Origin of the sequence: Lysinibacillus xylanilyticus, assembly GCF_001183605.1 — a bacterium.
GTDB lineage: Bacteria > Bacillota > Bacilli > Bacillales_A > Planococcaceae > Lysinibacillus > Lysinibacillus xylanilyticus.
The window spans coordinates 2,166,972-2,178,449 of sequence record NZ_LFXJ01000005.1 but is presented as its reverse complement, the minus strand read 5'-3'; the positions used below and the strand labels follow the sequence as shown (position 1 = coordinate 2,178,449).

12 protein-coding genes are annotated in these 11,478 nt (G+C 38.1%); all 12 read left to right on the top strand.

The window, feature by feature from the left end; all coding sequences use genetic code 11:
- The first annotated feature begins 3 nt into the window (after positions 1 to 3).
- Entirely contained in the window at positions 4 to 1,314 is a 1,311-nt protein-coding gene (gene der, locus ACZ11_RS13415; RefSeq protein WP_049666814.1) for a ribosome biogenesis GTPase Der, read from the top strand.
- Between the two features lie 192 nt (positions 1,315 to 1,506).
- The gene (locus tag ACZ11_RS13410; RefSeq protein WP_049666811.1) at positions 1,507 to 2,523 is read left to right on the top strand and encodes an NAD(P)H-dependent glycerol-3-phosphate dehydrogenase; all 1,017 of its coding nucleotides are present in this window, start codon (positions 1,507 to 1,509) and stop codon (positions 2,521 to 2,523) included.
- Between the two features lie 532 nt (positions 2,524 to 3,055).
- A complete protein-coding gene (locus tag ACZ11_RS13405) occupies positions 3,056 to 3,268 on the top strand; it encodes a DUF2768 domain-containing protein (protein WP_082172773.1) in 213 nt (70 codons plus the stop codon).
- Positions 3,269 to 3,289: 21 nt separating this feature from the next.
- Positions 3,290 to 4,081 carry a hypothetical protein gene (locus ACZ11_RS13400; RefSeq protein ID WP_049666809.1) on the top strand — a complete coding sequence of 264 codons (792 nt, stop codon included), beginning with the start codon at positions 3,290 to 3,292 and terminating at the stop codon, positions 4,079 to 4,081.
- A gap of 91 nt (positions 4,082 to 4,172) precedes the next feature.
- Positions 4,173 to 5,651: a stage IV sporulation protein A gene (gene spoIVA, locus ACZ11_RS13395; protein ID WP_049666804.1), complete on the top strand. Its 1,479-nt coding sequence runs from the start codon at positions 4,173 to 4,175 to the stop codon at positions 5,649 to 5,651.
- 199 nt (positions 5,652 to 5,850) lie between these two features.
- Complete coding sequence (locus tag ACZ11_RS13390; protein WP_004232618.1) at positions 5,851 to 6,123, top strand: HU family DNA-binding protein; 273 nt, start codon at positions 5,851 to 5,853, stop codon at positions 6,121 to 6,123.
- 689 nt (positions 6,124 to 6,812) lie between these two features.
- Positions 6,813 to 7,382 carry a GTP cyclohydrolase I FolE gene (gene folE / locus ACZ11_RS13385; protein WP_049666801.1) on the top strand — a complete coding sequence of 190 codons (570 nt, stop codon included), beginning with the start codon at positions 6,813 to 6,815 and terminating at the stop codon, positions 7,380 to 7,382.
- 63 nt (positions 7,383 to 7,445) lie between these two features.
- Positions 7,446 to 7,664: a trp RNA-binding attenuation protein MtrB gene (gene mtrB / locus ACZ11_RS13380; protein WP_049666799.1), complete on the top strand. Its 219-nt coding sequence runs from the start codon at positions 7,446 to 7,448 to the stop codon at positions 7,662 to 7,664.
- A 474-nt stretch (positions 7,665 to 8,138) separates the two neighbouring features.
- Positions 8,139 to 8,906, top strand: coding sequence for a heptaprenyl diphosphate synthase component 1 (locus ACZ11_RS13375; RefSeq protein ID WP_049666797.1), 768 nt, complete (start codon positions 8,139 to 8,141; stop codon positions 8,904 to 8,906).
- A gap of 14 nt (positions 8,907 to 8,920) precedes the next feature.
- A complete protein-coding gene (locus ACZ11_RS13370; RefSeq protein ID WP_049666795.1) occupies positions 8,921 to 9,625 on the top strand; it encodes a demethylmenaquinone methyltransferase in 705 nt (234 codons plus the stop codon).
- 19 nt (positions 9,626 to 9,644) lie between these two features.
- Positions 9,645 to 10,619 (top strand): heptaprenyl diphosphate synthase component II, encoded by a 975-nt coding sequence (hepT, locus tag ACZ11_RS13365; RefSeq protein ID WP_049666792.1) that lies wholly within the window; start codon positions 9,645 to 9,647, stop codon positions 10,617 to 10,619.
- A gap of 86 nt (positions 10,620 to 10,705) precedes the next feature.
- Positions 10,706 to 11,122 (top strand): nucleoside-diphosphate kinase, encoded by a 417-nt coding sequence (ndk, locus tag ACZ11_RS13360; protein ID WP_049666790.1) that lies wholly within the window; start codon positions 10,706 to 10,708, stop codon positions 11,120 to 11,122.
- Positions 11,123 to 11,478 lie beyond the last annotated feature (356 nt).

The window sequence follows — 11,478 nt, the reverse complement described above, 5'->3', positions numbered from 1 at the left end:
CAGATGACGAAACCAGTAGTAGCCATCGTAGGTCGTCCGAACGTAGGTAAGTCGACGATTTTTAATCGTATCGTTGGAGAACGTGTATCGATAGTGGAAGACATTCCAGGAGTTACACGCGACCGTATTTATAGTTCGGCAGAGTGGTTAGCACATGATTTTAATATTATTGATACAGGTGGTATTGAGATTGGGGACGAGCCGTTTTTAGAGCAAATTCGTCAACAAGCTGAGATTGCCATTGATGAGGCGGACGTTATTATCTTTATGACAAATGGTCGTGAAGGTGTAACAGCTGCTGATGAGCAAGTTGCAAAAATTTTATACAAAACAAAAAAACCGGTCGTTTTAGCAGTGAATAAAATTGATAACCCGGATATGCGCGAGATGATTTATGATTTCTATGCCCTTGGCTTTGGTGAGCCTTGGCCAATTTCTGGTTCGCACGGCTTAGGCTTAGGGGATTTATTGGATGAATGCGCAAAACATTTCCCTAAGGAAGATGAAGATCAATATGGGGAAGAGGTCATTAAATTCTCGTTAATTGGTCGTCCAAATGTGGGGAAATCTTCGTTAGTAAATGCATTTTTAGGCCAAGACCGCGTTATTGTAAGTAATATCGCAGGTACTACTCGAGATGCAATTGACACGCCTTATGAGTATGATGATCAGGAATATGTCATTATTGATACTGCAGGTATGCGTAAAAAAGGGAAAGTATACGAAACGACAGAGAAATACTCTGTATTGCGTGCGTTACGTGCAATTGAACGCTCTGATGTTGTTTTAGTCGTTCTAAATGCAGAAGAAGGCATTCAAGAACAAGATAAAAAAATTGCAGGCTATGCACATGAAGCAGGAAAAGCTATTGTTATTGTAGTTAATAAATGGGATGCTATTGAAAAAGATGAAAAAACAATGAACGTCTTTACACAACAAATTCGTGAGCATTTCTTATTCTTAGACTACGCACCAATTATTTTTGTTTCAGCCAATACAAAGCAACGTGTACATCAAATTTTACCGATTATACAACGTGTAAGTGAAAATCATGCAATGCGAATTCAATCATCTATCCTTAATGAAGTTATTGAGGATGCTGTGGCACGTAATCCAGCACCAGCTGATAAAGGCCGCCGTCTTCGTATCTACTATGCTACTCAAGTTGCGATACAGCCACCGACGTTCGTGGTGTTTGTTAATGAGCCTGAGCTAATGCATTTCTCTTATGAGCGATTTTTAGAAAATCGTATTCGAGAAACATTTGATTTTGAAGGAACGCCAATTCGTTTAATTTCCCGTGCTCGTGCTTAGGAAAAATATACACATACAATACGCCAGCCCGACAATAATTGTTGGGTGGCGTCTTTTTACAAGAAAGGAAAGTATGATTTATCTAATGTCTACCATAAGATGCTTTGCAAGGTTTATTGTTGTAAGCCTTTCTCTAGCGTTTTTCGTAACTATAAGAGTGAATTATCTTTTCTTAACAAGGGAGGATTTTGAATGGAAAAAGTTTGTGTGTTAGGGGCAGGCTCTTGGGGTACAGCACTAGCGATGGTACTTGCAGAAAATGGGCATGATACACTTTTATGGACACATCGAACTGATCAAGCTGAAGAAATTAACAACCTGCATACAAATAGGAAGTATTTACCTGAAACGGTGTTACCGGCAAATTTGTATGCAACAAGTGATATTGCTAAAGCAGTTGCTCATTCGGAGACAATTGTCGTAGCCGTACCTACTAAGGCTATTCGAGAAGTTTGTGAAAAAATGATAGCAACACTCGATAAAAAAGTACTGTTTGTTCATGTATCGAAAGGGATTGAGCCCGATACATTAAAACGAATTTCAGAAATTCTAGCAGAAAGTCTTCCAGCTGAATTTGTTGAAGAAATTGTTGTACTTTCGGGTCCAAGTCATGCGGAGGAAGTTGTCTTACACCACCCGACAACTGTTACAGCCGCTTGTGATAGCATTGAAGCCGCAGAAAAAGTGCAGGATTTATTTATGAATCAATTTTTCCGTGTTTACACAAGTAAAGATGTGATTGGCGTAGAAATAGGTGGCGCATTAAAAAACGTAATCGCATTAGCTGCGGGTATTTCAGACGGCTTAAATTATGGTGATAATGCCAAAGCGGCACTTATTACTCGAGGATTGGCTGAGATTACACGTCTTGGTGTTAAAATGGGGGGAAATCCATTTACGTTCTCAGGACTTACAGGCATGGGTGACTTAATTGTAACATGTACAAGTGTGCACTCTCGTAATTGGCGCGCAGGTAATTTACTGGGGCAAGGAATGAAACTGCCAGAGGTACTAGACCAAATGGGAATGGTTGTTGAAGGGGTACGCACAACAAAAGCCGCCTATCAACTAGCAGAGAAACATGACGTTGCTATGCCAATAACTACTGCGCTTTATAGTGTTCTATTTAGTGATATAGAACCGAAAGTAGCGGTTGATGCATTAATGATGCGTATGAAAAAGCGAGAAATCGATGACATGATATACTAATCATAATATTTACAGGTAAGTTGATTTTGAAAATATAGGACCGATTCCAGATGCAATTATGCTAAAGGCTAATTGATTGAATAAAAGTGAATAAAAATGGTTCATATCGATATGCAGGATCTATTTGATTAGTTTTGTCATAAAATGGACATAAATGAGGTGTCTCAGTGAATAGCTGAGACACCTTATTGTGTGATTTTAGTTGAAAAATCTATAAAGCTTTAAAAGTTGTCCATATAACTTCTACCTCTATAGGAGGTGGTATGATGCGGATTTAAGCTACTTTTCAGCGGGTGTCCAAACACCCGCTGAAATAGAGGAACTCAGGCTAAGAGCTTCACATCCTGTGAAAACGCCTGAGTGACCAACGTCGTGTTGGCCTAAAGCCTCCGGCGGATGTCACGGAATTATGCCGAGGCATCCGAGGCATAATTGATTGATAGTTACCGGACAACTATTTCTTTTTAGCGAAAGGACATAGTATAATATATTTTGATTGTTTCGTGACATTGAAGAAAGGTGGTTGTCTTAAATGGGTCCGTTAGCACATTTGCCAGCGCTTGATATAATGTGGGTATCATTTTATTGTATCGGCTTTTTGATAATATCTGTTGGTTTAATTTATTTAGCTCGTAATAAGGTTTCAAACGGTTTTTTACGTACAATCGTAAATTTAATTGCATACATACTATTTGGGCTTGGCACATTTTTAATGGTACTAATTGTAGCAACATGGCCTGCATAAAAATGATGAGGTGGAAGTGACATGAAAAAACTAAGTGCTTTTCTTTTGGTAGTACTAACTGCTGTACTTCTAGTAGGTTGTGCATATCCAGAAGATGAAAAAGCGGCAAAATCAGTGCCTGATGCTGACCAATTAGCTGCGGTTCAGCGTGCGGTTAATGAATACCGCGAAGCAACTGGTGGACTAGTTCCAATAAAAAATAGTGAGCTAGATACAGATATATATATAAAGTATTTAATTGATTTTGAAAAACTAATGCCAAAATATCTTGCACAAATTCCAGGGAACGCTTACGAAAAGGGTGGAATTTACCAGTATATTATTTGGGATCCTGAGAATGAAGCTAAAGTAAAATTGGTAGATTTAAATGCTGCAGAGCGAATTCGTGAAATTAATATTCGTAAACTTTCTACTCAATATTTACCGATAAAAGGTGCAACTTCAGATAATGTATTTCAAATTAACTTTGAAGAATTGGGCTATAAAAAAGAAGTTACTGTGAAAAGCCCTTATTCTGGTACCGAATTACCGATATTTATGACAGGCGATGGTGAAATGCATGTCGACTATTCAATCGATTTAGGTCAACTGCTAAAAGAAGACAAGCTTGATGTGAAGCCTGGAGATGATATTCGTCAGCTACTTGTCGATAAATATCCAGTTGTACCTGCTTATTCTATACCTTATACGGTAGACGATAAGGGTGAGCCAATTTATTTTATGGACTCATATAATAGTGACGCAAAAAAAGCTAGAGAAAAAGCTACAGAAAAAGCAATTCAAGAGTCGGAATCCAAAACTAAAAAAGATTAGTCATTAAGCTCCTTACATTTGTGAGGAGCTTTTCATATTTATCTATAAGCTCGCATATAGTGAAAAAGCGTAGATAAAGGAGGCAGAAACCTTGAGTGAAGCAGTATTTAGAGAAATTGCAGAGCGCACAAATGGCGATGTTTATATTGGTGTTGTCGGTCCAGTACGTGTAGGTAAATCAACATTTGTAAAAAAGGTTATGGAAGCAGTCGTGTTACCAAATATTGTGGATGAAACAGAAAGAATGCGTGCACAAGACGAGTTGCCACAAAGCTCACCGGGGCCAGTCATTATGACTGCTGAGCCGAAGTTTGTGCCTGCCCAAGCAACACGTATTGCTGTCGGTGATGATGAAATGACGTTCCAAATTCGTTTAGCAGATTGCGTTGGTTATATCATTGAAGGGACAAAGGGCTATGAGGATGAAAATGGACCAAAATATGTCCATACACCTTGGCATACAGAGCCTATCCCGTTCCAAGAAGCGGCGAAAATAGGTACAGATAAAGTAATTCGTGACCATGCCAATATTGGAATTGTTGTAACAACAGATGGCACGGTAAATGGTATAAGTCGTCGTGCGGCTGAGAAGGCTGAAGAGGAAATTGTAGAACAATTAATGGATATTGGAAAACCTTTTGTTATTGTACTAAATTGCCAAATGCCAGCACGTGAGGAAACCGTACAGCTTCGAAATGAGTTATTTGAGCGCTATAATGTTCCGGTAATTGCTACTTCTATTGATCAAATGCGTGCATCTGATATTCAGTATATTTTGCAAGAAGCATTATTTGAATTTCCAGTTCGAACAATTGAGGTAGAAAAACCAGATTGGTTAGATGTTTTAGATGCAACACACCCATTGAATGTTGCGTTAATTGACTCGATGGAAGAAGTATTGTCATCTATTATGAAAATAAGAGATGTACAGCAGGCGTCAGATGCCTTTAAAGCCATTGATTTTATTGACCAGAGCGAAGTGGTACATGTGGATGCTGGTATCGGGACCGCAGTCATTCGAGTGTCATTACAAGGCGAGCTATATAAGTCGGTTTGCAATGAATGGCTAGATGAGCCGATTGAGACGAAGCGAGATTGGCTACTATTTATTAAAGAGGCAGCAGAAGCAAAAGAGGCTCAAAAACGCTTTAAAACTGCTATTAGTCAAGCAGATTCGACTGGTTATGGTGTAACATTGCCGATGATGCAGGAATTTGAGCCAACAGCACCAGAACTCATTAAACAAAATAATTTTTATGGTGTACGTATGAAGGCAAAAGCGCCATCATATCATATCATTCGTGTAGATATGGAATCAGAATTCGCGCCACTAATTGGTTCTGAATTCCATAGTCAACAACTGCTTAAGGATTTAAATCATGCTTATCTACATGATCGTGACGCTTTATGGAATACACAGCTTTTTGGAACTCCGCTACATGAAGTGTTAAAAGAAGGAATACGCTATAAAATGGATGCTGTTCCATCTACAGCCAAAAAACGGATGCGACAAACAATTGAACGTATGGTGAACGAGGGTGATAGAGGATTAGTTACATTTATTTTGTAGTGAAAAAATGAAAAATAAAGCACAAAAAATTACCACAGGGCTTTTCGTTTTTATGCGAAAAGTCCTGTTATTTTTGTTTTTTGGGTGAAAAACGTATTTTTTGGTTATAATCATGTATGAATACAGTTGCGTAGCGGTTTTCTATGTGTTAATCTTTTTACAGAATTGGTTCATGACCCTTTGAGAGGAGGTGAATGGTGTGAATAAAACAGAATTAGTAAACTCTGTTGCTGAAGCTGCAGGTCTTTCTAAAAAAGACGCTTCTAAAGCAGTTGAAGCTGTATTTGATACAATTCAAGATGCTCTTGCAAAGGGTGACAAAGTACAATTAATTGGTTTTGGTAACTTTGAAGTACGTGAACGTGCGGCTCGTAAAGGTCGTAACCCACAAACTGGTAAAGAAATCGAAATCGCTGCTAGCAAGGTACCTGCTTTCAAACCAGGTAAAGCGCTTAAAGATGCTGTAAAATAATACACGTCTAGTAGTTACATAGAGCAGTCTTCATGTAAATAAACATGGAGGCTGCTCTTTTTAACTTCTTTTAACGGTTGTCCATACATCCGCTGAAAGAAGTTAAAGCCTATGTGACTCAATAATACCGTGCCACTACGAAAAGTTGCGCACATAGCTAAAAAAGTTAATAGTACATAGATAGATGCAATAAATGTAAATATAATCATTATAGATATCATAAGCACAATAGGCATATCCTTAAAAGTTGAGATATATTTTGTTGAAACTTATACCATATATTTAGTTGATTGGAGTGAAGATAGGGCGACTTCTCGAGAATCAACGCTACAGATCAGAGCGCAGCGAAGCGGGTAGAGGAACGAAGGCTAGTAGCATCACGTCCTGTGATAATGCCTTCGTGGCCAACATCCTGCCGCTGCCGCTACGCTTTCATACAGACAAAATCCAGTTGTTGCCCCGACGCCCCCAGTAAAGCGCACAGTCGGAAAGGAAATCAACCTAACGTTATTGTAATGAGCCACAATTTATAATATATGCTTCTAACTAGAAAGCAAAAAGTGGCTATTTTGCTCATATAGCGATGAATTTCTTTTGAATCAAGTAAGTCGTTTTGCGCTTACCTTTTGGATGTGCTACGATGCATAAGGAAATGTGTAATGTATTGATACGCAGGAGGGTTTTTACGGATGTCGAATATTGATTTATTGAAAATAGAAGAAGCAGTAAAAATGATTTTAGAAGCGGTGGGTGAAGATGTAAATCGTGAAGGTTTACTCGATACACCGAAACGTGTAGCAAAAATGTATGCAGAAATGTTTAGTGGCTTACATGAAGACGCAAAAGATTATTTTAAAACAGTGTTTCATGAAGATCACGAGGAATTAGTACTTGTAAAGGACATTCCGTTTTATTCGATGTGTGAGCATCATTTAGTACCTTTTTACGGGAAAGCTCATGTCGCATACATACCAAACGATGGCATTGTTGCTGGACTAAGTAAATTAGGACGTGCAGTAGAAACCATTGCTCGTCGTCCACAATTACAGGAACGAATTACTTCTTCTGTGGCAGAGACAATTATGGAAATGCTCTCTCCGAAAGGCGTTTATGTAGTGATAGAGGCGGAGCATATGTGCATGACTATGCGAGGACTTAAGAAGCCGGGATCTAAAACTGTGACATCGGTTGCACGTGGCATTTACGAAGAAGATGAAGTAAAACGTAGAGAAGTTTTATCATTTATTCAAATGTCTTAAATTGAGTGTCTAATTATGTTATGATGGACTAAGAATTTTTCGGATTTAAGGAGTGTACAGACAATGGCTCAAGATTATATTGTTATTCAAGCAGAGGAAGATGGCGTTCATGTGATCGGTTTAACACGAGGTACAGATACAAAGTTCCATCATTCTGAAAAATTAGATGCTGGAGAAGTTATGATTGCTCAATTTACCGAACATACATCTGCCATGAAAATTCGTGGGAAAGCACAGATTCATACGGCTCACGGTGTTATAAATAGCGAAGCTAAAAAGTAATAGAGCGAAATTACATTCAGAAGTGCTTAAAGAATGGTTTCATGTCTATGCAATTTAGTAGTGGCACATATAAATCGACTAGATGTGTAAAACTTAGTAATGTTTTCGCTCCAATTTTAACATCTTTCAGTGGGTGTCCAAACAGCTGTACCAATCGCTACGTTTTCGGTACAAAAGACATTTGCAGAAAAGATGAACTCAGGCTAAGAACTTCACATCCTGTGAAAACGCCTGAGTGACCAACATCGTGTTGGCCCAAAGCCTCCGGTCGATTCCGGACACAATTATGCCGAGGCATAGTTAATAGGCAGTTGGATTTCTTCCGTTTTTTAACGAGAATGCTCTTCTGCCTATCATGTTGAATAAAGCAAAAACTTTTTATTCCGAATCGTCGCGTATGCTATAATGACTCAGTAAGCAAGCGTTAGGTCATGAAGTAACTAACGTATTTGAAAGTGAAATGGAGTAAGGTCTATGAATGCAACATACATTCAAAATTCAATTGCACAATTAAAAACAGAGATTTTCATGGATGTTCGTCATAGAACTTTGCAAAAATACACAGGGTTGCCTGTGCTCGATGAAAATCAATTATTTTACTTGTTAGTTCCTTTTTTTAATGGAGAAGAGTGGCAACAAGAGGAAAGAGAAGCTGCAATCACTGTTGGAATTGTGTACGCTGCTTTAACGGCTCACGATCATATTAAAGAATTAAACGCCACATCAAAAGAACAGCAGCTAACCGTATTAGCTGGAGACTTTTATAGTGGTCGTTATTATGAGATATTAGCGATGTCGGGAAATGTCGCATTAATCCGAAGTTTGTCGCAAGGGATTGTGGCACGTTGTGAACACCAAATTAAAGTATATGAGGCAGAAAAACGATCAAACGAACAATGGTTTGCCTCAATAACAAACATTGAATCAGGACTAATCTCAAAATTTTTTGAGCTCTATTCTTTTGGTAATTACATTCCAATGGTGGAGAAGAGTTTATTGATTTTGCGTTTAGAAAGAGAATTGTCGACATATCAAAATGGACAAGTATCTTTAATGAGTAATGTTCTTGAAGAAAGTGCAAAATCTGCTGGAGCGACCTATGGCAACGTCATAAAGGATAAAATTGTGCAATTAAAAACAGAGCTGTTACAGGTTATAGAAGATGCATCGTTTTTACAAAGTGATGTTAAACAAGCTTTGCAAGCACGTGTAGAGGCATCCATTGCTTCTACTAATGGATAAGAGAGGTTTTTCAAATGGCTAAAACGAAAGAAGAGCACGTGCATGAAGTATTTGAAAGTATTTCGCAAAACTATGACAAAATGAATGGTGTTATTAGTTTCCAGATGCATGTAGGCTGGCGCAATGATGCGATGAAGCACATGGCAGTAAAACCTGGAGCGAAGGCACTAGATGTTTGCTGCGGTACGGCAGATTGGACAATTGCATTAGCCGAGGCAGTTGGTGAAGGCGGAGAAGTAAAAGGGGTAGACTTCAGTAAAAACATGCTGAAGGTAGGCGAGGAAAAGGTAAAGCCATACCCACAAATTGAACTAATACATGGAAATGCTATGGAGTTACCTTTCCCAGACAATACATTTGATTATGTAACAATTGGTTTTGGACTTCGCAATGTACCAGATTATTTACAAGTTTTAAAGGAAATGAATCGTGTTGTAAAACCAGGGGGAATGGTTGTTTGTTTAGAAACATCACAATCTGAAATTCCAGGCTATCGACAACTATTCCGTTTCTATTTTAAATTTATAATGCCGATATTTGGTAAAATATTTGCAAAAAGCTATAAAGAGTATTCTTGGCTACAGGAATCAGCAAATGATTTCCCAGGTATGAAGAAGTTAGCGGCATTGTTTGAGCAGGCAGGTTTAGAAAAAGTAACGTATAAAGCATACAGTGGCGGTGCTGCGGCAATGCATATGGGCTTAAAAAAAGTACGTTAATGGGGGAAGGTTTTCACACGTGGAAAAGATGAAGTTAAAACTACTCTATTCCGATTTGAAATCAGATATCGATATCATTGAAAAAGAATTAGAAAAAGCGGTAAATTCTTCTTCATGTTTGATCAATGATGCTTCTCTCCATTTATTGCAAGCTGGTGGCAAACGGATACGACCAATTTTTGTGTTGCTTGGCGCGAAATTTGGCGAATATGATATCGAAAAGATGAAAGATGTAGCCGTGCCAGTAGAGCTTATTCATATGGCATCACTTGTGCATGATGATGTAATTGATGATTCCAATATGCGAAGAGGACGCCCGACTGTCAAATCACAATGGAATAATAGAGTTGCAATGTACACGGGCGATTTTATTTTTGCACGTGCACTTGAATATATTACAAAGCTTGAAGACCCATTAGTTCATCAAATTTTAGCACGTACAATGGTGGAAATTTGTAACGGTGAAGTTATTCAAATCGAAGATAAATTTAGATTAGATCAAGGATTAAAGGATTATTTTAGACGAATCAAACGAAAAACGGCACTACTGATTTCTTCTAGTTGTGAACTTGGTGCAGTGGCAGCAGGTGTCGATCCAAAAACGGTGAGACATTTGAAACGATTTGGCTATTTTGTAGGCATGAGCTTCCAAATTATCGATGATGTTTTAGATATTATGGCAACAGATAAAGAATTAGGAAAGCCAGCAGGTAGTGATTTACTACAAGGTAATATTACATTGCCGATTCTAATGTTAAAAGATGATCCCGAGATGAAACCTTATTTGACAAAAGTATTTGCAGGCACATTGACGGAAAAAGAGCGTCAAAATATGCTGCAGTATGTGCGTAAATCCGACGCGATTGAGCAAGCTAATAAAATGAGTGATAAATATTTAAAAAAGGCATTACAGGAAATAGATGCATTACCAAAACATCCCGTCAAGAAAAAATTACGTGATGTCGCTTTATTTATGGGAAAGCGTAAATTCTAGCTTTTTGTTGTACAACGGCTCATTTTTTGTTAATATTTATCGGTAGGTGTAAAACCTGTTATACGAACTTAAGGAGTGTTTTAAACATGGCAATCGAAAAAACTTTTTTAATGGTTAAGCCTGATGGCGTAGAACGTCAAGTAGTAGGAGATATCGTAGATCGTTTTGAACGTCGCGGTTTTGTATTGAAAGGTGCTAAATTAATGGTAATTCCTACAGAATTAGCAGAAAAGCACTATGCAGAACATGCAGAGCGTCCATTCTTTGGTGAATTAGTTGATTTCATCACTTCTGGTCCTGTATTCGCTATGGTATGGGAAGGCGAAAACGTAATTAAGCTTGCTCGTACAATGATGGGAGCGACTAAACCTGAAGAATCTAACCCAGGTACAATCCGTGGTGACTACGCAACAACTGTTTCTCACAACATCATTCACGGTTCTGATTCACTTGCTTCTGCTGAGCGTGAAATCGGCTTATTCTTCGGCGAAGATTTAATTTAATTTGCTAATTTAAAAAGCAATCTCAATTTAATTTGAGATTGCTTTTTTTGTTCTAAAAAGAGTGCCGTTAGCTTTATTAGTGTGACAGATAGAACCCAAGGATTAAAAATATACCTTCTGAAATGGATAGAATCTTCTAGATACATATAGAAATTGTTAAATACTTCTTAGTCATGTAGAATAAAAGATATAATATTCTGATAATTAAGTCGGGTGTCATGGAAATCGGAAAGGGGTTAAAAAAGGATGTTTGCCTAAAATCATCGCATCCATGCTTTTACGGCTAATTGACCTGCGTTGGTAAAAACGGCACATCCTGGGTATTACCGAAATGACCGACATCGTGTCTGCCTCAT